We start from the raw sequence: 24,514 nt of genomic DNA, 5'->3' as shown, positions 1-24,514 counted from the left end.
ACGATCCTGGTTTCCAGGGCCCTCTGACCGCATCGCGGGAAGGCGGGAGAAATCGCTCCCCCGATCGGGGGAGGCTGCCGGTGGGCTGCCCGGCGATACTGGCGACCATGTTCAGGGGAATTCGGCCGCTGCTGCGCGGCTCCACGTATTCGGGTGTGCTGTTCGCCTATTGCGGCGCGCTGGCAAGCCTTCCGCTGCTGCCTCTTGCCCTGTTGCCGGCGCTGTCGTGGCGATCCGCTCCCGAAAGCGTGCAGATCGTCCTGGTCCTGCTGGTCTGGGCGGTACTGGTCGGCGTGGTCGGACTGGCGCGCCCCGTACGGCGGGCGCTGGTCGTGTCCGCCCGCCGGCTGCTGCGGGTGCCGCTGCCGAATCCGGTGGCCGGTCGCCGGACCTCCGGTTCACTCGGCCTCGACCGCTGGCGGACCCCGATCTGGCTGGTGCTGCACGTGGCCGTCGGGTGGACGGGGGCGCTGGCGAGCGGGGTGCTGTTCATCATGGGCCTCTCCCTGCCCGGGAACTGGCTCGGCGGCGAGGCGCGGGCGAGTCTGTTCGGCACGTCGGTCCGGGTGTCGGGCGGGTGGAGCTGGGTGATGGCGGCCGTGTGCATCCTGCTGGCGGTGGCCGTCTGCGTACTGGTGACGAAGGCTTTGCGGTGGTCGGCGCCACGGCTGTTGGGCCCGTCGGCGGCCGAACGGCTCGCGCTGGCTGCCGAGCGGGAGCTGCTGCTGGCCGAACGCAACCGGATCGCTCACGAGTTGCACGACTCGATCGGGCACACGCTGACGGCGACCACCATCCAGGCGGCGGTGGCGGGCGAGGTGCTCTCCGCCGACCCGGCGGCGGCGCGGGCCGCCATGCGCAGCATCGAGGAGTCGGCCCGGGCCGCGCTGGAGGACCTGGACTACGTGCTCGGAGTGCTGCGCGAGGAACAGTCAGGAACAGCGCCGACCCGGACCCTGGCCGACCTCCCCGAGCTGCTGGACCGTCTGCGGCACGCGGGGGCGGTGGTGGAACCGGCCCTGTCGGGCGAGCTGGCGCAGGTGCAGGGGACGCTCTCCCGGGCGGCGTACCGGATCCTCCAGGAGGGGCTGACGAACGCGCTGCGCCACGGGGCGGGCGGCCCGATCGAAGTCCGGGTGGCGGCCGGGCCGGACGGACTGGATCTCGCGGTGGTCAACCGGACCGGGGCACGGACGGGCCCGGGCCCGGGTGCCTTCCCGACCTCCGGCCACGGTCTGCCCGGACTGGCCGAGCGCGTCCGGCTGCTGCACGGTGAGTTCCAGGCCGGCCCGGACGGGACGCAGCACTGGCGGCTGGCCGTCCGGCTGCCGGTACGGGTCTCGGCGTGAGTGGATCCGACGCGGGCGAAGGCATGGCCCTCCCCGCCGTCACCAGCCCCGCCATCACCCTCCTGATCGCGGACGACGACGAGGTGACCCGCAGCGGCCTGCGCGTGCTGCTCGCCGCACAGCCGGGGATCATGGTGGTCGGCGAGGCCGCCGACGGCGTCGAGGCGGTCGAACGGGCGCAGAGCCTGCGGCCGGACGTGGTCCTGATGGACGTCCGGATGCCGCGTCGCAACGGGATCGAGGCCACCCGCCAACTGCTGGCCGAAGCGGCCGACCCGCCGAAGGTCGTGGTGATCACCACCTTCGAGAATGACGGCTACGTCACCGCCGCCCTCAGCGCGGGCGCCAGCGGCTTCGTCCTCAAGCGCCTCCCGGTCCGCCAGATCGCCGAGGCGGTCCGGGTGGTGGCGGCGGGCGAAGCGGTCCTCTTTCCGGCCGCACTGGGCCGCATGGTCGCCGCCCGCCCGCTGGGCTCCGCCGAGGCCCTGCCGCAGGCCGCCCTGACCGGCCGGGAGGAGGAGGTGCTGCGCCTGATGGCCACCGGGCTCTCCAATCCGGAGATCGCGGAGTCCCTCACGGTGAGCCTGGAGACGGTCAAGACCCACGTCGGAAACGTGCTGACCAAGCTCAGCGCGCAGAACCGGACCCATGCCGTGGTGATCGCGTACGAGTCCGGCCTGGTGGTCCCGGGCTTCGCCGGCTGACCATTCCGAACGGCACCCGACCGAGACAGCTACAACGCGATCCCAGCTACGTCTTGGTTGCAGTTTTGGTTGCGTTCACCCCCGTCCAGCACCGTTCGGAGCCCATCTAGCGAGCCGCTCCGCCGCAGGTGAGGACGCTCACGACTGCCGCCGAACGCCCGGACGGACAGTTGGAAAGCGTGTTGGGGGCAACCCCTCACGAGTTCGAACCTCGAATCCTCCGCCTCTGCCCGCCAGGGCAGCTCGAAGGCCCCGACCGCACTGCGGTCGGGGCCTTCGGCGTTCACCGTCTCATCCTGCAGTCTCAACGGATCTTCTCGGTGGCCCCGTCTCCTATCCGGCCCGCCGTCGAACGGCCACCGTCAGACAGCCACGAGACGCACGCGATCACCGCAGAGCTTGGCCATGTCGTCGACGTCCGACGTCAGCAGGACGACCGGCCGCTGCTGCCTCAGCGCCATCTCGGCCACCGCCGCATCGATCGCGTACTTGTGGCCATGGAGACCTGCGGCGACCAGTATCGCGGAAGCCGCTCGGGCCTCCTCATCTCCCACCTGCACGATCCGCAGCCCGGACAGAATCCACCGGAGGCGAGCCTGGTCAGTGCGACTGTGCACGGCCTCGATGATGGTGAGAGTACTGATCACCACCTCCATGCCCCGCTTCCGGGCCTCCGCGACCAGCGCGACGGCAGGCTCGTGGTCACCGAGCAGCTTGGACAGGCCTTCGGAGTCGAGCACCAGGGTGCCCTCGTGACTCAGCTTGCGACGGGCCATCCGCCCTCCTCGGCGAACACCTCGTCGAAGACCTGACGAGCCCGGTCCTGCTCCGCCGGCGAGATCGGTCCCTGCCTACGCTCATAGTCAGCCAGGTACTCGTCCAGGATCTGACCGCGCAGCTCCCGCTCGACGGCCGCTGTGATGAACGCCGAGAACTCGCGCTTGCCCACCCGCTGGCGGATGGCCTCGGCCGTACCTTCAGGCAGGGAGAGGCTGACCCTGGTGGCCGGCCCCTCGCCGATGCTGTAGGGCATCTCAGTCATGGAGCCACATGATCAAAGAAGTAGGAATTCTGACCCCGGTCTCGATTCGCGCTTCACTTGGTTGCAGTTGTGGGTCCGCGGCTCCGGCACGGGAAGTGATCCCGAGCCTCCTCTCAGCCGTTCCCGACACAACCGACGAGAATCGGCACGACAGCCCGTCGTGGAGGTGAATCCTTTCCGGGCCTCCTTGCCTCTCATCCACGTGACCGGCCGCACGGGCCGGTGGATACCAGGAGGAGAAGCACGATGGTGGTCTTCGGCATCGCGGTGATCGGCACGCTGCTCGTAGGTGCGTGCATCCGGCACCTGATGAGGCGCAGGAGGAGCCGGACCTGACGAGTGCATTCCGGATCCGAGGAGGACAACATGAACCAACGTCTCCCCTGGCCGGACGAGCGGCTGATCGAAGCCGCCCGGGCCGGCGACGTCATGTCGCTCACCGCCGTCGTCATGGAGTCGCAGCCCCACGTACGCAGGTTCGCCCTGTCCCTGTGCGCCTCACCCCAGGACGCCGAGGACGCGGCGCAGGAGGCGCTGATCATCCTTTACCGGAAGATCGGCACCCTGCGGGCGACCGGTGCGCTCGCCTCATGGGTGTTCCGGATCGTCCGCAACGAATGTCTTCGGCAGGTGCGGCTGCTCGTCTCCCGCGCCGACGAGGCATCCGCCGAACCGGAGGCCGACGCGGAACCGTCCGCCGAGGAGGCGGTGCTGCGCAGGCTGGAGGCGGAGCGGATCGCGGCCGCGGTCAGTGCGCTGCCGCGTGACCAGCGGCAGGTCCTGATCATGCGGGACGTGCAGGGCCTGCCCGGCAAGGTCGTGGCCCGTTCGCTCGGTCTGAGCACACCGGCGATGAAATCGCGGCTGCACAGAGCCCGCGCGGCACTGCGCCACTCCTTGGCCGTGACCGATGAAGTCGTCGATCCACCAGACGCAGGAGAACGATGATCGTGACGCCCACGAAGGTTCCAACCGCGCCCGATTCGGGTTTCGCCGGCAAGTCCATTCCGCGTCACCTGACGCGCGGCCTCATCGGCTTCGGGCTGATCATCGGCTCGATCGCGCTGACTCCCCTCGTCGGCCCGGCCTCCCTGCTGGCGGCGCCGTTCGGCCTGATCGCGCTGCGCGGCTGCCCGGTCTGCTGGACGATCGGCCTGGCGCAGACGATCTCCCGTGGCCGTCTGAAGCGCGAGTGCGCGGACGGTGTGTGCACCCTCACCGCTGCGCAGCATCCAGGCCCGGCAGCCTAGCTGCGGGCTTTCGCGAGCAGGGGCAGGCCGGGCCCGCTCTTGACAACCGAATCTCGTATCCTCCGCAGGTCAGAGGGCCCGCACCGTTCGCCGGTGCGGGCCCTCTGCATTCTTGGTCTCATCTGTGGAGGCAGTCAGACATTGCGGGTGATATATATGGCGAGTATGGTCATTTATATGGCATCGAAGAAAGTGACCGTGACGATCCCGGAGGATCTCCTTGAAGAGATCCGCGCGGAAGCCGACGAACGGGGCATCTCCGCCTACGTCACCGAAGCGCTGCGTTCCAAGCGCGACCGGGACAAGCTCCGAGAGCTCGTCCACTGGCTCGAAGAGGAGCACGGACACGTCACCGAGACCGAGCGCTCAACGGCCTACGCCGAGTTGGACGACCTCGATACCGAGCACGACCGCCGCCGCGCTGCCCGGAGCAAGCGCACCGGAGAGGCCGCATGACGAGGAAGCACGGCAGCGAGACCAAGCCGGTGCGTGTCTTCGTACTGGACTGCGAAGCCCTCTCCCTCGCCGTTCGCGGTGACCGGATGATGATCGCCCGCCTCGAACTCGCGGCGCGTGGCGAGGCCGACGTGGTCACCTCTCCCATGACTCTCGTCGAGGCATACGACGGCAGGACCACCGAGCAGCGCTGGGACTGGGTCCTCTCTCGCGTCAGCGTGGCCGACCTTGGCAAGGACGAGGCCCGACAAGCCCGCCGACTGCTGGCCGCAACGAACCTGCACGGTCACAAGTACGCCATCGACGCGATGCTCGCAGTTGTCGCACTGCGCCAGAAAGGACAGGTCACGGTCTTCACCTCCGACGTCGACGACCTGGAGAAGCTACTCCCGGACACCATCGTCGTCAGCAAGGTCTGAGCCGGACCTCCCCGGCGGCAGCATGGTTGCAGTTCTGGTTGCATTCACGCCCGTCCGGCACCGTCCGGAGCTCAGCAAGCGAACCGCTCCGCCGCAGGTCAGGACACCTGCGACCGCCACCGAACGGCCGGACGAACATTTGGAAAGCGTTGTTGGGGGCAACCCCTCACGAGTTCGAATCTCGTGTCCTCCGCCTCTGCCCGCCAGGGCAGCTCGAAGGCCCCGACCGCACTGCGGCCCGGACCTTCGGCGTCTCCTGGGCACAGTGGGCCCGAAGCCATTCGGGTCTCAACCGTCCACCTGCCGCCGTTAGGCGTCATCCCACCACTGGGCGGAGCGGGTCGATCCCGCACGCGGATGTCGGCTCCCTACACGGTGGCCTTGCGGATCCGGTCCATGCGGCCGCCATCGGCGGCTTCCGCCGGGTCGACCCGCCACCGATCAGTTCGACAGCCCGAACCTGGCGGCTGCCACGGTGACTACGGAGGCGCACTTCGGCCACGCCGACCGGGACCAGTCGATGTCGCCCGAGCAACAGGAGCGCTTGGAACGGACCCTCACCGGGGCCGGCGTCACCCGCCGCTGCGAGGTCTGCCCGGTGGCGAGCCACGGCTGCACGCAGTCCGACACCTCCGAATTCGACCCCGCGGCGGTGGCGGCTTCGGAACCCGCTCCGGCCCTCCTCGGGGTGTTGCGGACATGCTCAACGCGGCCATAACGTGAGTGACCGTTGATCCATTCACATGGAGAGGCTCGCCTTGATGATCCGTCACATCAGAACTGCGGCGGGGGCGATAGTCGCAGCCGGCCTGCTCATCACCGGCACGCTCGTCGGCGCGTCGCCGGCGGCGGCCGCTGCGGCACCGACGCCCCTGAACGCGTCCGAGTACACCCTCACCGCGAACTACCACCGGTTCGACACGCTCAACTCGGCCCTCGTCACGGCGCTGGGGACCTCTGCCGTGCACACGGTGATGGAGAACGCGAACCACGACCGGCAGGCGCTCCCCGCGTCCTTCTCCGTCGGCGGCCTGTCCACCGGCTTCCGGTTCGACGACGGCGACAACTCCGACTGCCAGAGCTTCCCGCAGGGCATCACGACGAGCCGGGACGCCGTGGGGACCGCGGACAGCGGCAACTACGACGGCCATCAGCTCGTGCTGGTGAGCTGGTACACCAAGGACGGCTGCGGCGGCGCCCAGCAGCGTAGTCGGATCACCCTGGTCGACTGGGACGCCACCTACCCCAACACCTACCGCAAGATCCTCCTGGTGGAGCCGACCGGCACCGCGGCGTCACCGGACTTCAAGGACATCCCGATCCACGCCGGCGGCGTCTCGTGGTACGGCAACTACCTCTACGTCGCCGACACCGGGCACGGCATGCGCGTCTTCGACATGCGCAAGATCCTCAATACCGACTCCGGCGGCACCTCCGACCAGATAGGCCGCCAGTCCGGGACCGTCTACTACGCCCACAACTACGCCTACGTACTGCCTCAGATCGGCACGATCACGTCGCAGACGACCTCCGACAACAGCCTGGTGTGGTCGTCGATCTCCCTCGACCGGGTCAGTAAGTCGATCGTGATGACGGAGTACACCTGCCAGTCGGGTTGTACCGACTACCCCAATCGCCCGCCCAGGGCCGTCCGCTTCCCGTTCGCGTCCGGGGCGACGACGTTCGCCGCAACGACGACCGCCGGTCAGGCCCTCCAATTGCCCTGGTACAACCTCAACGGCGTGGCTTCCCACAACGGCCGATGGTGGTTCAACTCCTCGGGACAGAAGAAGCTCTACTACTGGACCCCGACCGCAGGCCCCTCCACCTTCGCCTGGGTGGGCGGCGGCGAGAGCCTCTCCTACTGGGAGGACACCACCAACCCCGACCTGCTGTGGTCGCTGCAGGAGACCACGGGCGGACGCAACGTCTTCGCGGTCACCCAGGCCACCTACGGCGGCGGCTGAGCATCGGATCCGTGCCCGGGGTACGCGACCGCCGCGACGCACCGGGGCAACCCGCTCGCCCGTGTCCGCCCACGCTCCCCGCCCCAGATCCCAGCGAACCGCATCATCTCGGTTCTGGTCCCGTTCACCCCCGTCCAACCACGTTCGAAGGTCGGCCGGCAGGCCCCTTGGGGTGAGGGTAGGTCGGAGACCGGTGCTGAAAGGCCAGCACGGCCGGGTTCTGGATGGCACCTTCGCGGATCTCGATGGCGCGGCGGATGGTCTCGTCGGCCTCCCAGCCGCTGGGACCGTCGAGGACCGGGCGCAAGTACGGGATCAGCGCCTCACTGTTCTCCCATGTGGCGGAGTTCCACAGGTAGGACGGGCTGTGGTCCACGCCGTAGTAGTGCACGTTGTCGCCGACGGTGAACATGGGCTCGGCGAAGGTGGTCGGCCGTGCCCAGCTGAATCCCATGCCCTCGTCGCAGGAGACGTCGATGACGAGGGTGCCCGGCGCCAGCGTGTCGAGGTCCTCGTCGATCAGGAAGGTCAGCGGTGCCCCGGTGTCCTGAAGGACGCAGTTGACGATGATGTCGTGTTCGGAGAGGAACTCCGCCAGCGGGATCCGGCCTTCCTCGGTGAGGGCGTGGCTGCGGCGGGGATCGGAGGTGTCGTCCGCCTCGTCGTGATCGAACTGAACGATTCGAGCGGAGTGGATCGGTGAGCTGACTGCAGTCACGCCACGAGCGGTGAGAACGTCGACGTTGTGCACGCCCAGGCGGTTCAGTGCCGTTACGGCCCCTCGGGCTGTCGCGCCGAAGCCGATCACGACCGCGCGCAACCGCCGGCCGTAGTCACCGGTCGCACCCCGCAACTGCATGGCGTGCAGTACCGAGGAGTACCCGGCCAGCTCGTTGTTCTTGTGGAAGACGTGCAGGTTGAACGAGCCGTCCCTGGTCCAGTGGTTCATCGCCTCAAAGGCGATGAGCGTCAGCCGACGGTCGATGGCCGTCTGGGTGATCCTCACGTCCTGGACGCAGTGCGGCCAGCCCCACAGGACCTGCCCCTCGCGCAACTCGGCGACGTCCTCCGGCATCGGCTTGGCCAGCAGAACGACATCGCACTGTGCGATGAGCTCCGCCCGTGGGAGCAATCCGGCGACGAGCGGGGCCAGTTGCTCGTCCGAGACACCGAAACTCTCTCCGTAGCCCTGCTCGAGGTGGATGCGTTCACGGAGGTCGGGGTCGATCCGCTCAAAGTGCGCGGGATGGATCGGCAGTCGGTGCTCGTTTTCCTTGCGTGACTGCGCCATGATTCCGAGATTGAGTTGGTGCAAAGCGCCCCTTTGATTACTTCAGGTGTAGCACGCCGCACCTAATCGGGGGCACCGCAGGCGGCTGGCCAGAGCGCTCAGGTCGGGACTATCGGACGGGGGTGGGCTCCTCCGGTGCTTGGGCGTCGGTGGGCGTTTCGTCCGTGCCGACGGTGATGCTGCGGCGTTTGGAGATCCACACTGCGGTGATGACGACGGCCAAGGCCACCAGGGCGATGGTCAGCCGGAGGCCGAGGTGGGCGCGCGAGCCGAAGCTCAGGTTGACGATGGCCGGGGCGACCAGGAGGGAGACCAGGTTCATCACCTTCAACAGGGGGTTGATGGCGGGTCCGGCGGTGTCCTTGAAGGGGTCCCCTACGGTGTCGCCGATGACGGTGGCAGCGTGGGCGGGGCTGCCCTTGCCGCCGTAGTGGCCGTCCTCGACCAGCTTCTTGGCGTTGTCCCAGGCACCGCCGGAGGTGGCCAGGAAGACGGCCATCAGGGCGCCGGCGCCAATGGCGCCGGCCAGGTAGGAACCCAGCGGGCCGACACCGAACAGGAAACCGACAGCGATCGGCGCCAGCACGGCGAGCAGGCCGGGGGTTGCCAGTTCGCGCAGCGCGTCGCGTGTGCAAATGTCCACCACCCGGCCGTATTCGGGCAGTTCGGTGCCGTCCATGATGCCGGGTCGGGTCCTGAATTGGCGGCGGACCTCGAAGACCACCGCGCCGGCGGAACGCGAGACCGCGTTGATGGCCAGTCCCGAGAAGAGGAAGACGACGGCGGCGCCGAGCAGCAGGCCGACCAGGTTGTTGGGCTGGTCGATGGCCAGGCTCAGGCTCGCGCCGTGAGCGGCCGGTCCGATCTGAGCCTCGGCTGTGGCGATGGCGTCGGTGAACGAGCCGAACAGCGCGGTGGCGGCGAGCACCGCGGTGGCGATGGCGATGCCCTTGGTGATCGCCTTGGTGGTGTTGCCGACCGCGTCAAGCTCGGTGAGCACCTGCGCTCCCGCGCCGGTGACCTCGCCGGACATCTCGGCGATTCCCTGAGCGTTGTCGGAGACAGGGCCGAACGTGTCCATCGCCACGATCACGCCGACGGTGGTCAGCAGCCCGGTGCCGGCCAGCGCGACCGCGAACAGGGCCAGGATCAGCGAGCCGCCGCCGAGCAGGTAGGCGCCGTAGACAGCGGCGCCGATGGCCACGGCGGAGTACACGGCCGCTTCCAGGCCGAGCGCGACACCGGAGAGCACCACGGTGGCCGGGCCGGTCAACGAGGTCTTGCCCACGTCCCGTACCGGTCGCCGGGTGGTCTCGGTGAAGTAGCCGGTCAGTTGCTGGATGACGGCGGCCAGCACGATCCCGATGGCCACCGCGGCCAGGGCGAACAGCCGCGGGCTGCCCGCGTGCCGGCTGATCTCGACCGGCACCGCGTGCAGATCGGAGAATCGGGCCGGCAAGAACGCGAAGACCGCGCCGGCCACCAGAACCAGCGAGACCACGGCGGAGGCGAAGAACCCGCGGTTGATGGCGGTCATCCCGCTGCGGTCCCCAGGCCGCGGGGAGACTGCGGCGATGCCCAGCACCGCGGTGAGCACCCCGATTGCGGGCACCACCAGCGGGAAGGACAGGCCGTCGTCGCCGAAGGCGGCCCTGCCCAGGATCAGCGCGGCGACCAGAGTCACCGCGTAGGACTCGAACAGGTCGGCCGCCATCCCCGCGCAGTCCCCGACGTTGTCGCCCACGTTGTCGGCGATCGTCGCCGCGTTGCGCGGATCGTCCTCCGGGATCCCCTGCTCCACCTTGCCCACCAGGTCCGCGCCCACGTCAGCGGCCTTGGTGAAGATCCCCCCACCCACCCGCATGAACATCGCCAGCAACGCCGCGCCGAAGCCGAACCCCTCCAGTACCTTCGGCGCGTTCGCCTGGTAGATCAACACCACCACTGCCGCCCCGAGCAGTCCCAGCCCCACGGTGAACATGCCCACCACCCCACCGGTGCGGAACGCGATCCGCATCGCCCGGTGCGAGACCGCACGCACCTCCGGTGCCCCCGGTGCCTCCGGGAGCGCCCCCGCCGCCGCCGGTGCGGTCGCCGCCCGCGCCGCCGCCGCCACCCGCACGTTGCTACGCACCGCCAACTGCATCCCCACATAGCCGGTCGTCGCCGAGAACACCGCCCCGACCAGGAAGAAGACCGAACGCCCGATCCGCTGCCCCCAGCTGTCCGCCGGCAGGAGCAGTAGCACGAACGGCACCACCCCGGCGAAGACCGCCAAGGTGCGGAACTGACGCGCCAGATACGCGTTGGCCCCCTCCTGGATGGCCGCAGCAATCCGCCGCATCGTTTCGGTGCCCTCATCCGCGGCCAGCACCTGCCGCGCCAACACCCAGGCCACCACCAGCGCTCCGGCCGCAACCAGCGCGACGACCACCACGAGGGTCCGGTCTGACCCGGTCAGCGCGGGCGCGACCGCGGCCCGAGCACCGAGCAGGCTCGGCCTGGGGACAAGCGCGGCGGTCTGCTGTATGGCCGATGCGCTGGCGTGGACGAGCACAGCCATTCCGTCCTCCTTGACGTCGCGCCGGCGCGCCGGGCGCGCTGTACTGCTCGGCTGTGCGGGCGAGTCGGCGCGACATACGAATTACTGGGCCTGGTTCGACTCGTTCGACTGGATCGCCTGAGAACCTCTGTGCTTCGACTCCCGCAGAGTGACTGTGCCCAGTGCGCCACCCAGGGCCTTCGGATGGAATGCGAAATCATGCGCCGCGAAGGTCATCGCCTTGCGCTCATTCACATGTCGCGCCCAGGGCGAATCCCTGTTCAGAGAGAGGCTAGCCCGTGCCGCCGAGGGTCTCCAGAGCATTAGTGCAACCGGGTGCCCGCCATGCGGATGCGGCGGATCCGCCCGAGAATGAGGACGGGGAGCCGGTGGCGCCGTAGGACGCCAGAGAAAGCCCCAGGAGACCGACATGGACTTCGAGGTGATCGTCGAGATCCCCCAAGGCTCGCGCAACAAGTACGAGATGGACCATGCCATCGGGCGGATCCGCCTGGACCGGATGCTGTTCACCGCCACCCGCTACCCAGCCGACTACGGGTTCATCGAACACACTCTCGGCGGCGACGGCGACCCTCTCGACGCTCTCATCCTGGTCGGCGACCCCACCTTTCCGGGATGCAGCATCACATGCCGCGCCATCGGTATGTTCGTCATGACCGACGAGAAAGGGCCCGACGAGAAAGTGCTCTGCGTACCCGCTCACGACCCTCGCTTCGCACGGCTGCAGGATATCGAAGACGTGCGACCATTCGATCTGCTGGAGATCACCCACTTCTTCGAGGTCTACAAGGACCTCGAACCCGGTAAATCCGTCGAGGGCTCCCACTGGGAGAACAAGGCTGGCGCCTACACCGAGATCGAGGCCTCCCGATCCAGAGCCGCCGCCGCATGATGCGCATTCGCCGGCGGGTACCACGAGGGGCTCATCGGACAGCTACGAGACGCACGCGATCACCGCAGAGCTTGGCCGTGTCGTCGATGTCCGACGTCAGCAGAACGACCGGCCGCCCTGTCGCAGCGGCCTTCGCGTAGAGTCCATTCATTCGGGCGAACTTTGCAACGAATGCAACTTTAGCCAAGACCATGGAGATCGGTCAAGCATAATTTTGCGACGGATGTAAAATTGCTCCATGGTTACCGAGATGGGACTCCGCGAGTCCAAGAAGCAGGAGACCAGGCAGCTGATCTCCGACTGCGCGACCAGGCTCTTCATCGAGCAGGGCTTCGAGCAGACCACCATCGCCGAGATCGCCGCCGCGGCTCGCGTGGCCAAGAAGACGGTGACCAACTACTTCCCCCGCAAGGAGGACCTGGCCCTCGACCACCACGAGGCGTTCACCGAGGGCCTGGCCCGGGCGGTCGCCGAGCGCGGGCCGGGCGAGGAGCCGCTCACCGCGCTGGGGCGGACCTTCCGCGCAGCCCTGCTGGAGCACAGCCCCGTCGTCGGCTTCACCGGCCTCGCGTTCGCCCGCATGGTCGCCGACAGCCCCACCCTCACCACCCGGGTACGCGAACTGCACGACCAGCGGGAGGAGGCACTCGCCGCAGCACTGACCGCCGCCACCCCGGATGCCGCCCCGGCCATCGCGCCCCGGGCCCACGCCGCTCTGATCGCCGCGGCGGACCGCCTGCTGTTCCGGCGCATCCAGGAACTCACCCTGGCAGGCCGCACCGACGACCAGATCGAGGCGACGCTGATCCCGGAAGCCGATCACCTCCGCGCCCTCCTCGGCGCCGCCCTCGGCAACCACCCCACCGCCGCGACCTCGTGACCTCACCACAGGCACCGGACCGCATCGGGGGGAACAGCCCGCCCGGACGGTCGGACCAACCGCTGGAAGGTGCTTCGGGAGCACCCCGCACGCGTTCGGAGCTCGCATCCTCCCGGCGGAAGGCCCGGACCGGTTCGACGGTCCGGGCCTTCGTCGTCCACGGATGCGGTTCCGGTGACCGCCCGTCGGCCGGGAGGCGCCCGCCCGAACACCTACGAGGACGGGCGGGGACGGGGCGAGGCCGGACCAGCACTACGGGATCTGGCCGACCGCCCACTCGGCCCACTCGCGGCGCATGGCATTGAACCGCAGGCCGTACTCCAGGGCGATCCTGCCGTAGACGGACAGGCTGTCGCCGCCCCAGTCGATGCCCTCGGCCAGGACGCGCAGGTCCTCGCCCCCCTGCTCGGACAGTTCGGCCAGCCCGGCGAGATAGCCGCGCGCCTGCTCGGGTGTGAGCACACCGAGGAAGAACACCCTCAGCAGGATGTCGCTGCGCGTGTTGCGCTGCGGGGTGGTCCCGGTCAGCCAGTGCTGCAACTCGGCCAGCCCCTCGCCGGTGAGGGTGTACTCCTTCCGCCCGCGCGGACCCTCTGCCGTGACGCCGATCATTCCGGCGTCGGCGAGCCTGGACAGTTCTGTGTAGATCTGGCTCTGAGTGGCGGGCCAGACGTCGGCCAGCGCCGTGTCGAACCTCTTGAGCAGGTCGTACCCGCTGGCCGGGCGCTCGGACAGCAGTCCGAGGAGGGCATATCGAAGGCTCATGTGGACCACCATACATTCCACTGTTGACATGTCACCCATGCAATGTACAGTCTTGACCTGTCAGAACTGGAACGTTGAGGGGGACTTCCTGATGTCTTACGTGCGCACCTTCCTTCCGTGGATCGTCTTCGCGGTGCTTCCGTCCGGGCAGTGGCAGTGGGCCGCGCTGGCCGCACTGGTGGTGGCGGTGGCGCTCATCGCCCAGCAGCGCACGGCCGGGGCCGGCTTCGACGCCTTGATCATCGAACTGGGCTCGGCGGCCTTCTTCGCAGCACTGGCGGCCATCGCCTTCGCCAACCCGGACTCGGGCGTGCACGAGTACTCGGCGGCCCTGTCCTCGGCCACCCTCGCGGTCATCGCCGGAGTCTCCCTGCTCATCGGCAAGCCGTTCACCCTGGGCATCGCCAAGCGCAGCACGCCCCGGGAGGTATGGGGGCTCAAGCCGTTCATCCGGACCAACGTCGTCATCACCACCGTCTGGACCGTGGCCTTCGCCGCCACGGCCGCCGCGCTCGCGGTGATCGCCCATGGCGGCCACGCCCACTCGACGCCCGCCACGATCGTCCAGGTCGCCGGGTTCGCCCTCCCCATGGTGTTCACGGTCCGCTACATCGCCGCCGTCCAGACGAAGGCCGGCCACCGGTGACCACACGCCACCGCGCGGCGACCGCCGAGGCCATCGCCTGACCTCGCCCCCTCGGGTGGACCCGTCCCTACCCGAAGGACAGCCGGAGCGGATCCCGGGTCGATCCCTCACCCGTTCGACGCTCGTGGCCTCCACCGCTGCCCGGCAGGGCCGCCCGAAGTCCCCGGCCGGGAAACCGGTCGGGGACTTCGGCGTTCACGGTCTCAGCTCCGCAGGCGGCTGAGGACGGAGCGCATCGCGTGAGCCACGGCGGTGCGTGACCGGTCGGTGTGGTCGATGATCTCGAAGCCGTGGTGGCCGAGCGGGACGTCGACGACCTCGACCTGGGCCTCGCAGTCCTCGGCTGCGGTGAGGAACTCCTCGACCGTCGCGGCGATCACCGCGCTCTCCAGGCCGGCCCTGGTCAGCACGATCGGCAGCTGCCCGGCCGCGCGGACCGTCTCCACCGGGCGGAACCGCGGCGCCACCATGCCCCAGCCCGGCAGCGGCGCGAGGATGGGGTAGTTCGCGGCCACACAGCGCAGCCACGGCGGCGGCGCGGCGAACCAGTCGGCGGTCAGCAGCCCGCCGCCGGAGAAGAACCACAGCGCCACGCGCTGCCCGTCCACGCGCGGATCGGCCCGGACGAGCTCGACCGCCTCGGCGATGTCCTCGGCCGCGCGCGCGTAGTCGGTGAGCGCGTGCAGGCCGTGATCCACCGTCACGCCGACGACTCCCAGATCGGCCGCGTACCGGCTGTAGCCGACGAAGAGCGGGGTGTCCCGCGGTGTGGGCTGCATGTCGACGGGGATCGGGCCGCCGTGGACGAACACCACGGCGGGGCGGGGCTCGTCGGCGTCCGGCAGGTAGAGGTCGGCGCGCCCGACCCGCTCGCGGGGCCGCTCCGGTACGTCCAGGAGGAAGGGCCCGAGCCAGCTCGGCCGCTCGCCCTCCGGCGCGGTCAGCCGGCGCCCCTCGCCCGCGGCGGCCTTGAGGAGTACCCCGGCCAGCTCGGCGGGGGCCGAGAGCATCGGCCAGTGCCCGGTCCCGAGCTCGAAGAAGGTCACCCGGGGGTCGGCGAGCGCCCGGAACTGCGGTGGGCCCGAGGCCACCAGCGTCTCGATCGCGGCGATGTTCATGCCTCCCGCGGTGCACAGGACCCCGGTCGTGGGCAGGGCGGAGAACGCCCCCGACAGCCGGAGCGGCTGGGTCAGCGTGCCCGCCGGCTGCGGAGCGGCGAAGCGGTCCAGCGTCGCCAGCGCCTCCTCGCCGAGACCCGCGGTGCTGCCCATGCGCTGCCACTCGCCGAGCTCCGGCGGGGGAATCCGCCAGCCGTCCTCACCCTGATCACCCTGATCGCCCCGATCAGCCCGACTTCCCTGGTCGGACGCCTGGCCGGACGCCCGGCCGGCCAGGTCCCGGATCCGCTCGTGGACGCTCTGGTCGCTCACCAGCTGGATGGCCGCGTCACCGTCCTGGGGCATGCCCGCGTCCAGGTAGACGATCCGGCCGATCCGTTCCGGCCGCCGGTCGGCGGCGCCCAGCACGGGGTGGATGCCGTAGCCGTGGCCCACGATCACCACCTCCGGCGCGTCCACGTGGTCGATCAGCTGCACCAGGTCCTCGATGTGCGTCTCCAGGTCCGTGCCGGGCGCCGCGAGATGGCGGCGGTCCCCCAGACCCGTGAGCGTCGCGGGGTACACCTCGGCACCCGCCCCCCGCAGCCGGTCAGTCACCTCACGCCAGACCCAGCCACCGGTGTAGCACTCCGACACCAACACGAACGCCGTCATGACCGCCTCCTCGCACATCTCGGTACGTACGCGCGACCGGGCTCGCAGGCCGTCCGCGCACGGCAGCACGGTAGGAACTCCCCCAGCGGGAGCTTCAAGCCCTTGTGCCGGACGGATCCCGCGATCCGCCGGGCAGGCACGGCACGCCCGGGACCCGCCCGGCTGCCCACCTCCCCGGCCTCCCCCACCGCCTACCGGCGCGCCGGGCGGAAGATCAGGATCAGCACCCGCAGGGCGAGCACCGAGCAGATCACCAGCAGGCAGTAGCCCAGGAACTGGTGGACCGTCATCCGCCCGTCGAGCGTCGGCCCGTCCTTCAGTCCGAGCAGCAGCACCGCCATGATTCCCGCCGTGGCCGCCAGCACGGTGAGCAGCACCTGCTGGAGCAGGCCGTTCACGGTACGCCGGTCACGTTCGTCCGCGAGCAGCCGGACGTTCATGCCGAACCGTCCGCCCTCCACGGCGGCCGCGATCCGGTCGAGCCGTCGCGGCAGCCGGCGCAGCATCGGCAGGAGGGCGAGCAGCTCGTCACCGGCGGCTTCCTTGAGCGAGGCGGGCCGCAGCCGCTCCGCGAGGTGCTTCTCCCCGAACCGGCGCGCCTCGGCGACCAGGTCGAAGCCCGGCGCGAGGTGGGTGAGCCCGCCCTCCAGGGTCGCCAGGGCCCGGAACACGGCGGCCAACTCCGGTGGTACGGACAGGTCGTAGCGGGCCACGATACGGAACAGGGCGGTGAAGAGCTGGACGTCCGGCGCGGAGCCAGGTCCCAGATGGCGGGCCATGAAGGCGCCGAGTGCCCGTTCCAGTCCCTGCTCGTCCAGGCCGTCCGGGCGGGACACGACCTCCAGCAGCGCGTCGGTCAGCGCCACCGGGTCGGCCCGGTTCATCGCGATCATCAGCCGCTGCAACGCGGCCTGGAGCTCGCTGTCCAGACGTCCGACGGACCCGAAGTCGAGCAGGCCGAGTCGGCCGTCGGTGAGCAGCAGGATGTTCCCGGGGTGCGGGTCCGCGTGGAAGACGCCGTCGAGGGTGACCTGCCGCAGCAGCGTCGCCAGCAGGTCGCCGGCCAGGTCGCGGCGGTCGAGGCCGAGTTCGCCGATCAGCGGCCCGGCCTTGGCCAGCGGCGTGCCGGCCAGTCGTTCCATCACCAGCACCCGGACCGTGCAGAGGTCCGGGTACGGCTCGGGTATCCGGACCCGGGAGCCGTCCCCGCGCGCGTGGGCCGCCGCCGCGACCGCCGTCATGTTGCGCGTCTCGACCAGGAAGTCGAGTTCCTCCCGCAGCGCCGTCGCGAAGCCCTCGGCGAGTTCGAGCACCCCGATCGAACGGCCCCAGCCGCCGCGCCGGTGGATGCTCCGGGCCAGTCGTCCGACGATCTCCAGATCCCGCTCGACGGTCGCGCGCACGCCCGGTCGCTGGACCTTCACCACCACCTCCTCACCGGTGCGCAGCCGGGCGACGTGCACCTGGGCGATCGAGGCGGAGGCGAGCGGGCTCCGGTCGAAGGCGGCGAACACCTCCTCGACCGGCGCTCCGAGCTCCGCCCGCAGCGCCGGCTCCAGCTCCTCCCACGGGACGGGTGCGGCGCGGTCCTGGAGGCGGGCCAACTCGGTCACGAAGGCCGGTGGCAGCATGTCCCGCCGGGTCGAGAGCACCTGCCCCAGCTTCACGAAGGTGACGCCGCCCTGCTCCAGTGCGGAACTCAGCGCCCGGGCGAGGTGGGCCTGGTCCTGGGCGGACGCCTGGCCGGGGCGGGCCCGGCCGCGCAGGTAGGGGCCGAAGCCGTTCCGGGCCAGGATGCGGGTGATCTGCCAGTAGCGGCGGGTCCGCTTGGCTCGCGCGCGCAGCCCGCGCAGCCAGGTCAGCGGGGTGGTCGCCGTGCCGGCCGGCACGAACGCCTCCCAGAGAACCAGGATGATCATCGCGATCAGCAGGGCGCAGGCCCATCCCAGACCCACGAAGAGAACGATGACGCCGGGCTTGTCGTCGGGGTCGGTCTTCCCCACGAGACCGGTGATGACGGGGTTGGCGGCGGCCTGACCGCAGGCTCCGGCGATGACCGTGCGGGTCAGCGAGAAGTGGGCGTCGAGCAGCCGGCGCGCTCCGAAGGCGAGCAGGAAGGTGTTGATCGACACGCCCGCCACCAGGGCGAGGACTAAGGAGATGGTCATGGACGCCAACTCCATCATCGATCGACCCGGCGATCACCCCCTTTGCGCGCATCACCGCTTCGGCCACCGGCCGCACACCCGAGCCCGCCGGCCGGGCCCCCGCCCCGCGCCCGCGGTTCGCGGGGCGCGGCGCGCGGCGCGCGGGGCGCGGGGCGGCGCCTGGCGTCACCACCACCCCGGGCCGGTCACCGGAAGGCCGCGAGGTTGCCCGCCACCCAGTCGGCGAAGGTGCGCGCCGGGCGGCCGAGGAGGTGCTCGACGTCGGGGCTGACCTGCTGCTCGGCCGGCACGGGCTCGCCCAGGATGGCGAGGGTGCCCTCCACCACCGGCTCCGGCATGACCTGGAGCAGCTCGGCCCGGGCCTGCTCGCGACTCTGCTCGACGAACCGCACCTGCTCGCCGAGGGCGTCGCCGATCGCCCGGGCCCGTCCGCGCGGAGTGATCGCCGCCGGGCCGGTCAGCTCGTACGTACGGCCGGCGTGCCCGCCCTGACGCAGCACCACGGACGCGACCTCGGCGATGTCGGCCGGGTCGACGGAGGGCAGCGCGACATCGCCGAACGGCGCGGCGACCGTCCGCTGCGAGCGCACCGTCTGCGCCCACCCGAAGGCGTTGGAGTGGAAGCCGCCGGGCCGCAGGACGGTCCACTCCAGCCCGGACTGCCGCAGCGCGTCCTCGAACGCCCGCGGGTGCCGGTAGACCTCCGGCCGCGTCCCGGCCCCCTGGGAGGAGAGCAGGACGATCCGCCGCACCCCGGCGGCCGCGGCGGCATCGACGACGCCCTGCGGGTCCTCGCCCTGGACCAGGAGGAACAGCGCGTCGGCGCCTTCGAGCAGCGGCGCGAGGCTCCCTGAAGCGGCCAGATCCACCTGCCGGTGCGTCACGCCCTCGGGCAGCCCGGCAGCCCGGCGGGAAACGGCCGTCACCTGCTCGCCGGCCTCGGCCAGGGCCTGCACCAGCGGCCGGCCCACGTTCCCGGTTGCTCCGGTTACCACGATCATGACTACTCCCCTTGTCGTCATTGCGCACGCCGAGTACACCGGCGGCGCCGGCCAGACCGGCCGCGCCATCCGATCCGAGTTAGTCAGCTGACTGACTCACTCGCTTGACGGCGAGGCTAGCAAGCGACTCCGGCGCTGTCTACACTTCTGAGTCAGACGACTGACTATCCCCAGGGGGCGTGGCGGCATGGCCGGAGCACAACCGGGCAAGCGGGAGCGGCTGGCACTGGCCGCATCCCGGGTGTTGCACGAACAGGGAGTCGAGAAGACGACGCTCGCCGACATCGCGCGCGCGGCCTACGTGCCCGTGGGCAACGTCTACTACTACTTCAAGACCAAGGACCAGCTCGTCGAGGCGGCGATCGAGGCGCACGCGGAGGGCCTGCGCTCGGTGACCGAGGAGCTCGACCAGCTCCCGACCCCGCAGGAGCGGCTGAAGGCACTGCTGGGAGGGTGGGCGGAGCAGCGCGAGACGGCTGCCCGCTACGGCTGCCCGTTCGGGTCGCTCTCCTCCGAGCTCGGCAAGCGCGAGGACGGACTGGACCGCACCGCCGCGACGGTCATGCAGCTCCTGATCGACTGGGCCGAGCAACAGTTCCGCACGATGGGCCGGAGCGACGCCCGCGACCTCGCGGTCGCCCTGATCGCCTCGTACCAAGGGATCTCGCTGCTCACCAACACCTTCCGGGACCCCGAGCTGATGGCAGGCCAGATCAGGCGCCTGGAGGACTGGATCGACTCCTTCTCCTGAGGCCGGGCGGCGGGCGGCGCCCGGTGCCAGACTGGTGACGGAGCACGGAGGTTGCGATGGGGCTCTACACCGAGCAGGTCCTCCCGCGGATCATCAACGTCGCCTGCGGGATGGGCGAGGCCGACCGGCTGCGCCGGCGGGTGTGCGCGGGTCTGGCGGGCGACGTGATCGAGATCGGGTTCGGGTCGGGGCTCAACGTCCCCTTCTACCCACCCGAGGTCTCCCGGGTGGACGCGGTCGAGCCGTCCGACCTCGGGTGGCGGCTGGCCGGCAAGCGTCTGGCCAGGGCCGGCGTCCCGGTGCACCGGGCGGCGCTGGACGGGCAGGTGCTGCCGTTCGCGGACGACAGCTACGACGCCGCGCTGTCCACCTGGACGCTCTGCACCATCCCGGACGCCGCCGCCGCCCTGCGTGAGGTGCGGCGCGTCCTCAAGCCCGGTGCGAAGCTGCACTTCATCGAGCACGGCCTGGCCCCGGACGAGGACGTCCGACGCTGGCAGCGGCGCCTCGACCCGCTGGAGCAACGGGTCTTCGGCGGGTGCCACCTCACCCGGCCGATCGTCGAGCTGCTGACGGCGGCGGGCTTCACCGTCGAGGACGTCGAGGTCTTCTACGAGAAGGGCGCCCCCAAACCGCTCGGCGCCGACTCCCTCGGCACCGCCGTCTCCCCCTGACGGCGGCCCCCGGCCCGCGCCGACCGGCCGGCCTGGCTCCCAGCAGGACATGCGCCTCGCGGTTCGCCCGATCCCTCGGCGCACCGCGCCCGCCGCGCCGCCCCGGGCGGGTAAACCGACGGGCGGGTCAGCCGGCGGGCGGGTCAGCCGGCGGGCGGGGCGGGGCCGGCGGCGGGGGGCAGATGGAGGCAGGGGCTGCCGCGGGTCAGGCCGTAGCGGCCGCCGATCCGGTAGGTGCCGGGCTCGCTGGCGTGGAGCACCGTCCACTCGCCGGCTTCGGCGAGGCAGCCGCGGGTGCGCTCGCCGTCGCCCTCGACACCCAGCCAGGGCGACCACGGGATCCGCAGCAGCACCGCCCCGGCCCGGGGGACGTCGACCGTCATCGCGGCGGGGCCGGCCTCCCGCACGGTCGCGGGCGGGTCGGCCAGCGGCGCTGAGTCGGCGACCTGGTAGAGCCGCCAGCGTTCGTCCTGCCAGACCGGGCTGAGCCAGCCGTGGCCCGCCGCGACGATCTCGGCCTCGGCCACCGCGGCGTCGTCCGGCCGGTCCACCGGCAGGACGACGTAGCCGACGCCCCAGTGCCGCAGCCAGGCGTGGTACGAGTCCGAGGTGAGCGTGCCGTCGTAGAAGAGCGGGTTGCGGACGACGTCGACCTGCCGGTTCCAGCCCCGCGCGAGGTTGACGTACGGCGCGATGCCGGAGGCCTCCCGGTGCGAGCGCAGCGGGACGACCTCGACCCTGCTCCGGTCGGCGCCCAGGCGGCGCAGCTCGTCGATCAGCGGCCCGGTGACGGGCGCCGTCCGGGACAGCGGCGCGGTGACCAGCAGGTCGCCGACGGGCTTGGCGACCTGCCAGCTCGCGAGCGCCAGGAACGCCGCGCCGGCGGCGAACGCCCGCAGCCGCGGCGCCGGGCGGGCCCCCGGCGCGAACGGGTTCGGCGTGTGTTCCAGCAACACGATGAGCACCACGGTGGCGGCGAACAGCAGCGACAGGCGCTCCACGTTGCTGCCGATCGGCGAGGGCACCGCCCAGGTCAGGACGATGCCGCCCGCGTAGACGGCGGCGCCGATCCGCAGGGTGCGCCAGGGCGCCGGCACCAGCAGGGCGAGGTAGCAGGCTGTGGCGACCAGTGGCACGGCGAGGTACCACTCGAAGGGCTGGACGCCGTGGAAGGGGAAGACCACCGCGGTGCCGGCCATGACGAGCGCCGGGCCGGTCGCCAGCACCAGGGCGTCCCGGCGGCGTCGGGTGAGGCACAGCGCGGCGGCGGCCACCTCCAGGAACACCCCGGCGACCGGGCTGGCCGTGGTGGCGAGCACCGCGAGCAGCAGGACGGCCGCCAGGCGCGCGACCGGCCGGGGCCCGGGCCGCGGGTAGAGCAGCGCGACCGCCGCCAGCGCGAAGGTCACCCCGACGGCGAAGGTCACCCGGCCGGAGCCGATGTTGCACCACAGGGCGAGCGCGGTCCACAGCGCCGGGGGCAGCGGACGGGCGACCGGTGCCCGTATCAGCAGCCCGGCGGCCAGCGCGGCGGCGAGCGTGCCGGCGAGTACGGCGGTGGTGCGGACGCCGAGCCAGCTCATCAGGTACGGCGAGAGCAGGCTGTAGGAGGCGGTGTGCATCCCGCCGTACCAGGACAGGTTGTAGGCGGAGTCGGGGTTGCGCCTGGTGAATTCCGTCCACGCGTACTGGGCCGCCAGATCCCCCGCGTCGGACGCGAGGAACAGCGCCCACACCCCGTGCAGGACAAGGGCGAGCAGGGCCGCGGCCAGCACCGGATGGCGCAGCGCCGCCGGCCACGGGAGGCGGCCGGGGTACCCGGCGGTGGCAGGGGGCGCCGGCTCCCAGCTGGTCATCGCGTCTCTCTCTGCACGAACCGGGGTGACAGGGAACAGCAGACACCGCCTCGCGCCCGGCCGGGGGCGGACACACCGCGCGGGCACCGGAAACCCCCCGGGCGCGGGCCCGCCCGCGCGCCACTCGCGCGGATCGGCGCCCGCCTCCCGCCGGATCGGCGCGCAGATTCCGGCAGGTCAACGCCCGCTTCCGGCGGTTCGGCGCCCGGGTCCCGGGCAGGCGCCGGAGCCTGCTTCGGTGAGCGCACGGTTCATCCACCGCGGGCTCCCGATCTCCTCGGAAGCCTCACAGGGAACGTCTGGTTCCCGGGCCGCCGGGCTGCCTACGCTCGCGGCACACATCGTCGCGTTGCACACAACGTCGTGTGCGACCCGCGCGCTACCGCCGGCGGGACCCGGCGGCGGGCAAGGTACGGAAAGATCACATGGACTACTGCGCGTCCTGCCGCCGTCATCTCAACGGTGCCCTGTCCTGTCCCGGGTGTGGTGTCCCCTCGGGTTCGGCACCGGGATCCCCCGCCGAGCCGTTGCCCGCCCGGCCGGAGGCCCGCGGGCAGTTCGCCCCGCCTCCGGGTACGGCCGTGCCGCTCGCGCCCCGCCGGGGCCGGAGCCGGCGCGGGCCGGCGTCCGGGCGGCGGGTGCTGGCCGCCTCGGCGGCGCTGCTGCTGGCGGCGGGCGTGGGTGCGGCGCTGCTGTCCTCCAACAGCGCGGACGGCACGACGGCTCCGGCGGCTCCGGCCGGCACCGGACAGCCCGTGGCGACGGCCGGGAGCACTGCGGCGACCTCGTCCGCGACCGCCGCGACCGGCGGCTCGGCGGCGCCCGCGCCGCAGCAGTCGGGCAGCGCCCGCCCCAGCCCGCGGCCCTCGTCCGCCTCGCCCTCCGCGCGGCCCTCGGCCGAGAGCGCCGCCCCGGGCGGCCCGTCGGACCGGGCGCCCGAGCCGGCGCCCACCGGCGGGCCGGTGACCACGGCGCCCACCTCGCAGCCGGGCCGCCCCACCTCCGCGCCCCCGACCGGCACCCCGAAGCCGACCGGGACGGCGACGCCCAAGCCCACCTGCTTCCTGATCTTCTGCGGCAACTGAGCCGCCGGCGGCGCGGCCGGACGGGCGAGCGGCCGCTCGCCCGTCCACCGCGGCAGGATCGGCGGGCCTCGCTCAGGACGTGTCGGTCAGCTCTCGTCGGTCAGCTTGGGCATGTCGCCCTTGGCCGTCCCCATGTCGATCACGGAGAAGGCGGCGCCCTGCGGATCACTCAGTGCCGCGAACCGGCCGAACGGGCTGTCCATCGGCCCGAAGTGCACGGTCGCGCCGCGCGCGGTCGCCTTGGCGATGGCCGCGTCGCAGTCGTCGACCGCGAAGTACACGTTGATGTACGGCGGAACCTCGGCCGGGAAGTCGTCCGTCATCTTCATCCGCCCCAGCACGGCGTCGTCACCGAGGTTGAGGATCTTGAAGTCGATCTTCTCGTCCTCCATCCGCTTCACCTTGTACGGGAAGACGGCGGGGAAGAAGGCGTCCGACTTCTCGGGTGCGCGGGTGTAGACCTCGGCCCAGGCGAAGGCGCCGGTCTCGCCGATCTTCTCGAAGCCCTTGTGGACGCCGCCCTGCCAGACCCCGAAGACGACACCGCCCGGGTCCTTCGCGATCACCATCGTGCCGAAGTCGCCGACCTGCATCGGCCCCATCATCACCTCGCCGCCGTTGGCGCTGATCCGCTCCGCGGCGGCTGCGGCGTTCGGGGAGGCCAGATACAGGCACCAGGCCGACTGGCCTTCCTGCCCGGGCATCGGCGGGACGACGGCGGCCACCGCCTTGCCGCCGCGGTACGCCTGCGTGTAGCCGCCGTACTCGGACGAGGCCTCGGCGAACGTCCAGCCGAGCACGTCACCGTAGAAGCTCTTCGCGCCCTCCACGTCGGTGAACATCGCGTCGACCCAGCACGGCATGCCCTCTGCTTGCACATTCACGACTCTGATCTCCCTGCTGCGCGGTGACTGGTCCGATTTGTCACGCTAGCCAGTCACCTGCGGATGCGCGCGGGAAGACACCCCGGTCCGGCCGGCCAC

23 protein-coding genes and 1 pseudogene are annotated in these 24,514 nt (G+C 71.1%); 13 read left to right on the top strand and 11 right to left on the bottom strand.

Annotation, left to right across the window (positions count from 1 at the left end; translation table 11 throughout):
- The first annotated feature begins 107 nt into the window (after positions 1-107).
- Both ACIBH3_RS10525 and ACIBH3_RS10520 read left to right on the top strand, forming a co-directional pair.
- A complete protein-coding gene (locus ACIBH3_RS10525) occupies positions 108-1,349 on the top strand; it encodes a sensor histidine kinase (RefSeq protein WP_396311533.1) in 1,242 nt (413 codons plus the stop codon).
- A gap of 23 nt (positions 1,350-1,372) precedes the next feature.
- On the top strand, positions 1,373-2,053 hold the full coding sequence (locus ACIBH3_RS10520; RefSeq protein WP_396311593.1) for a response regulator: 681 nt from the start codon (positions 1,373-1,375) through the stop codon (positions 2,051-2,053).
- 362 nt (positions 2,054-2,415) lie between these two features.
- Here the strand turns inward: ACIBH3_RS10520 and ACIBH3_RS10515 are convergent, their stop codons facing one another.
- Complete coding sequence (locus tag ACIBH3_RS10515; RefSeq protein ID WP_396311532.1) at positions 2,416-2,829, bottom strand: PIN domain-containing protein; 414 nt, start codon at positions 2,827-2,829, stop codon at positions 2,416-2,418.
- The gene (locus ACIBH3_RS10510) at positions 2,811-3,095 is read right to left on the bottom strand and encodes a hypothetical protein (protein ID WP_363643360.1); all 285 of its coding nucleotides are present in this window, start codon (positions 3,093-3,095) and stop codon (positions 2,811-2,813) included. Before ACIBH3_RS10510 ends, ACIBH3_RS10515 begins: the two co-directional genes overlap by 19 nt.
- Positions 3,096-3,461: 366 nt before the next feature.
- Between ACIBH3_RS10510 and ACIBH3_RS10505 the strand changes: the two genes are divergently transcribed.
- The 5 genes from ACIBH3_RS10505 to ACIBH3_RS10485 all read left to right on the top strand — a co-directional run bounded on the left by ACIBH3_RS10505 (position 3,462) and on the right by ACIBH3_RS10485 (position 7,187).
- Positions 3,462-4,043, top strand: coding sequence for an RNA polymerase sigma factor (locus tag ACIBH3_RS10505; protein WP_396311531.1), 582 nt, complete (start codon positions 3,462-3,464; stop codon positions 4,041-4,043).
- The gene (locus ACIBH3_RS10500; protein ID WP_396311530.1) at positions 4,040-4,345 is read left to right on the top strand and encodes a hypothetical protein; all 306 of its coding nucleotides are present in this window, start codon (positions 4,040-4,042) and stop codon (positions 4,343-4,345) included. Before ACIBH3_RS10505 ends, ACIBH3_RS10500 begins: the two co-directional genes overlap by 4 nt.
- 177 nt (positions 4,346-4,522) lie before the next feature.
- Positions 4,523-4,801 carry a CopG family transcriptional regulator gene (locus ACIBH3_RS10495; protein WP_396311529.1) on the top strand — a complete coding sequence of 93 codons (279 nt, stop codon included), beginning with the start codon at positions 4,523-4,525 and terminating at the stop codon, positions 4,799-4,801.
- Positions 4,798-5,220 (top strand): PIN domain-containing protein, encoded by a 423-nt coding sequence (locus tag ACIBH3_RS10490; protein ID WP_396311528.1) that lies wholly within the window; start codon positions 4,798-4,800, stop codon positions 5,218-5,220. The genes ACIBH3_RS10495 and ACIBH3_RS10490 overlap by 4 nt, the downstream gene beginning before the upstream one ends.
- A gap of 761 nt (positions 5,221-5,981) precedes the next feature.
- On the top strand, positions 5,982-7,187 hold the full coding sequence (locus ACIBH3_RS10485; RefSeq protein WP_396311527.1) for a hypothetical protein: 1,206 nt from the start codon (positions 5,982-5,984) through the stop codon (positions 7,185-7,187).
- A 124-nt stretch (positions 7,188-7,311) separates the two neighbouring features.
- Here ACIBH3_RS10485 and ACIBH3_RS10480 read toward each other — a convergent pair whose 3' ends face one another.
- A complete protein-coding gene (locus ACIBH3_RS10480) occupies positions 7,312-8,478 on the bottom strand; it encodes a N(5)-(carboxyethyl)ornithine synthase (RefSeq protein WP_396311526.1) in 1,167 nt (388 codons plus the stop codon).
- Between the two features lie 109 nt (positions 8,479-8,587).
- Positions 8,588-11,041: a sodium-translocating pyrophosphatase gene (locus tag ACIBH3_RS10475; RefSeq protein WP_396311525.1), complete on the bottom strand. Its 2,454-nt coding sequence runs from the start codon at positions 11,039-11,041 to the stop codon at positions 8,588-8,590.
- Between the two features lie 409 nt (positions 11,042-11,450).
- Between ACIBH3_RS10475 and ACIBH3_RS10470 the strand changes: the two genes are divergently transcribed.
- Positions 11,451-11,933: an inorganic diphosphatase gene (locus tag ACIBH3_RS10470; RefSeq protein ID WP_396311524.1), complete on the top strand. Its 483-nt coding sequence runs from the start codon at positions 11,451-11,453 to the stop codon at positions 11,931-11,933.
- Between the two features lie 31 nt (positions 11,934-11,964).
- Here ACIBH3_RS10470 and ACIBH3_RS10465 read toward each other — a convergent pair.
- Positions 11,965-12,048 (bottom strand): annotated as a pseudogene (locus tag ACIBH3_RS10465) (DNA-binding protein); the annotation flags it as partial.
- A 135-nt stretch (positions 12,049-12,183) separates the two neighbouring features.
- Here ACIBH3_RS10465 and ACIBH3_RS10460 point away from each other — a divergent pair.
- Positions 12,184-12,813, top strand: a complete 630-nt coding sequence (locus ACIBH3_RS10460) for a TetR/AcrR family transcriptional regulator (RefSeq protein ID WP_396311592.1) — start codon at positions 12,184-12,186, stop codon at positions 12,811-12,813.
- A 252-nt stretch (positions 12,814-13,065) separates the two neighbouring features.
- Here ACIBH3_RS10460 and ACIBH3_RS10455 read toward each other — a convergent pair whose 3' ends face one another.
- Positions 13,066-13,578, bottom strand: a complete 513-nt coding sequence (locus ACIBH3_RS10455) for a PadR family transcriptional regulator (RefSeq protein ID WP_396311523.1) — start codon at positions 13,576-13,578, stop codon at positions 13,066-13,068.
- A gap of 91 nt (positions 13,579-13,669) precedes the next feature.
- On the opposite strand from ACIBH3_RS10455, the gene ACIBH3_RS10450 reads away from it, so the two are divergent.
- Positions 13,670-14,224, top strand: coding sequence for a hypothetical protein (locus tag ACIBH3_RS10450; protein WP_396311522.1), 555 nt, complete (start codon positions 13,670-13,672; stop codon positions 14,222-14,224).
- A gap of 203 nt (positions 14,225-14,427) precedes the next feature.
- Here ACIBH3_RS10450 and ACIBH3_RS10445 read toward each other — a convergent pair whose 3' ends face one another.
- From ACIBH3_RS10445 to ACIBH3_RS10435, 3 genes are all read right to left on the bottom strand, one after another.
- Complete coding sequence (locus tag ACIBH3_RS10445; protein ID WP_396311521.1) at positions 14,428-15,996, bottom strand: alpha/beta hydrolase; 1,569 nt, start codon at positions 15,994-15,996, stop codon at positions 14,428-14,430.
- Positions 15,997-16,187: 191 nt separating this feature from the next.
- The gene (locus tag ACIBH3_RS10440) at positions 16,188-18,164 is read right to left on the bottom strand and encodes an ABC1 kinase family protein (RefSeq protein WP_396311520.1); all 1,977 of its coding nucleotides are present in this window, start codon (positions 18,162-18,164) and stop codon (positions 16,188-16,190) included.
- A gap of 185 nt (positions 18,165-18,349) precedes the next feature.
- Positions 18,350-19,165 (bottom strand): NAD(P)H-binding protein, encoded by an 816-nt coding sequence (locus tag ACIBH3_RS10435; protein WP_396311519.1) that lies wholly within the window; start codon positions 19,163-19,165, stop codon positions 18,350-18,352.
- Between the two features lie 187 nt (positions 19,166-19,352).
- Between ACIBH3_RS10435 and ACIBH3_RS10430 the strand changes: the two genes are divergently transcribed.
- Both ACIBH3_RS10430 and ACIBH3_RS10425 read left to right on the top strand, forming a co-directional pair.
- On the top strand, positions 19,353-19,916 hold the full coding sequence (locus ACIBH3_RS10430; protein ID WP_396311518.1) for a TetR/AcrR family transcriptional regulator: 564 nt from the start codon (positions 19,353-19,355) through the stop codon (positions 19,914-19,916).
- A gap of 56 nt (positions 19,917-19,972) precedes the next feature.
- Positions 19,973-20,590 carry a class I SAM-dependent methyltransferase gene (locus tag ACIBH3_RS10425; RefSeq protein WP_396311517.1) on the top strand — a complete coding sequence of 206 codons (618 nt, stop codon included), beginning with the start codon at positions 19,973-19,975 and terminating at the stop codon, positions 20,588-20,590.
- Positions 20,591-20,733: 143 nt separating this feature from the next.
- Here ACIBH3_RS10425 and ACIBH3_RS10420 read toward each other — a convergent pair whose 3' ends face one another.
- On the bottom strand, positions 20,734-22,446 hold the full coding sequence (locus tag ACIBH3_RS10420) for an MFS transporter (protein ID WP_396311516.1): 1,713 nt from the start codon (positions 22,444-22,446) through the stop codon (positions 20,734-20,736).
- 581 nt (positions 22,447-23,027) lie between these two features.
- On the opposite strand from ACIBH3_RS10420, the gene ACIBH3_RS10415 reads away from it, so the two are divergent.
- Positions 23,028-23,531: a hypothetical protein gene (locus tag ACIBH3_RS10415; protein ID WP_396311515.1), complete on the top strand. Its 504-nt coding sequence runs from the start codon at positions 23,028-23,030 to the stop codon at positions 23,529-23,531.
- 86 nt (positions 23,532-23,617) lie between these two features.
- On the opposite strand, the gene ACIBH3_RS10410 is transcribed toward ACIBH3_RS10415, so the two are convergent.
- The gene (locus tag ACIBH3_RS10410; protein ID WP_396311514.1) at positions 23,618-24,415 is read right to left on the bottom strand and encodes a VOC family protein; all 798 of its coding nucleotides are present in this window, start codon (positions 24,413-24,415) and stop codon (positions 23,618-23,620) included.
- Positions 24,416-24,514 lie beyond the last annotated feature (99 nt).

The sequence above is a fragment of the Kitasatospora sp. NPDC050543 genome (assembly GCF_044457565.1).
Classification (GTDB): domain Bacteria; phylum Actinomycetota; class Actinomycetes; order Streptomycetales; family Streptomycetaceae; genus Kitasatospora.
The sequence above is the reverse complement of the archived record's forward strand: the minus strand, read 5'-3'. Positions and strand labels throughout refer to the sequence as shown.

Coding starts and splice junctions, on each gene's coding strand:
- ACIBH3_RS10430 (WP_396311518.1), top strand. CDS start 19,353: ATGGCCGGAGCACAACCGGGCAAGCGGGAGCGGCTGGCACTGGCCGCA.
- ACIBH3_RS10510 (WP_363643360.1), bottom strand. CDS start 3,095: ATGACTGAGATGCCCTACAGCATCGGCGAGGGGCCGGCCACCAGGGTC.
- ACIBH3_RS10425 (WP_396311517.1), top strand. CDS start 19,973: ATGGGGCTCTACACCGAGCAGGTCCTCCCGCGGATCATCAACGTCGCC.
- ACIBH3_RS10440 (WP_396311520.1), bottom strand. CDS start 18,164: ATGACCATCTCCTTAGTCCTCGCCCTGGTGGCGGGCGTGTCGATCAAC.
- ACIBH3_RS10420 (WP_396311516.1), bottom strand. CDS start 22,446: ATGACCAGCTGGGAGCCGGCGCCCCCTGCCACCGCCGGGTACCCCGGC.
- ACIBH3_RS10500 (WP_396311530.1), top strand. CDS start 4,040: ATGATCGTGACGCCCACGAAGGTTCCAACCGCGCCCGATTCGGGTTTC.
- ACIBH3_RS10475 (WP_396311525.1), bottom strand. CDS start 11,041: ATGGCTGTGCTCGTCCACGCCAGCGCATCGGCCATACAGCAGACCGCC.
- ACIBH3_RS10515 (WP_396311532.1), bottom strand. CDS start 2,829: ATGGCCCGTCGCAAGCTGAGTCACGAGGGCACCCTGGTGCTCGACTCC.
- ACIBH3_RS10460 (WP_396311592.1), top strand. CDS start 12,184: ATGGGACTCCGCGAGTCCAAGAAGCAGGAGACCAGGCAGCTGATCTCC.
- ACIBH3_RS10520 (WP_396311593.1), top strand. CDS start 1,373: ATGGCCCTCCCCGCCGTCACCAGCCCCGCCATCACCCTCCTGATCGCG.
- ACIBH3_RS10505 (WP_396311531.1), top strand. CDS start 3,462: ATGAACCAACGTCTCCCCTGGCCGGACGAGCGGCTGATCGAAGCCGCC.
- ACIBH3_RS10485 (WP_396311527.1), top strand. CDS start 5,982: ATGATCCGTCACATCAGAACTGCGGCGGGGGCGATAGTCGCAGCCGGC.
- ACIBH3_RS10480 (WP_396311526.1), bottom strand. CDS start 8,478: ATGGCGCAGTCACGCAAGGAAAACGAGCACCGACTGCCGATCCATCCC.
- ACIBH3_RS10450 (WP_396311522.1), top strand. CDS start 13,670: ATGTCTTACGTGCGCACCTTCCTTCCGTGGATCGTCTTCGCGGTGCTT.
- ACIBH3_RS10470 (WP_396311524.1), top strand. CDS start 11,451: ATGGACTTCGAGGTGATCGTCGAGATCCCCCAAGGCTCGCGCAACAAG.
- ACIBH3_RS10490 (WP_396311528.1), top strand. CDS start 4,798: ATGACGAGGAAGCACGGCAGCGAGACCAAGCCGGTGCGTGTCTTCGTA.
- ACIBH3_RS10435 (WP_396311519.1), bottom strand. CDS start 19,165: ATGATCGTGGTAACCGGAGCAACCGGGAACGTGGGCCGGCCGCTGGTG.
- ACIBH3_RS10525 (WP_396311533.1), top strand. CDS start 108: ATGTTCAGGGGAATTCGGCCGCTGCTGCGCGGCTCCACGTATTCGGGT.
- ACIBH3_RS10445 (WP_396311521.1), bottom strand. CDS start 15,996: ATGACGGCGTTCGTGTTGGTGTCGGAGTGCTACACCGGTGGCTGGGTC.
- ACIBH3_RS10455 (WP_396311523.1), bottom strand. CDS start 13,578: ATGAGCCTTCGATATGCCCTCCTCGGACTGCTGTCCGAGCGCCCGGCC.
- ACIBH3_RS10495 (WP_396311529.1), top strand. CDS start 4,523: ATGGCATCGAAGAAAGTGACCGTGACGATCCCGGAGGATCTCCTTGAA.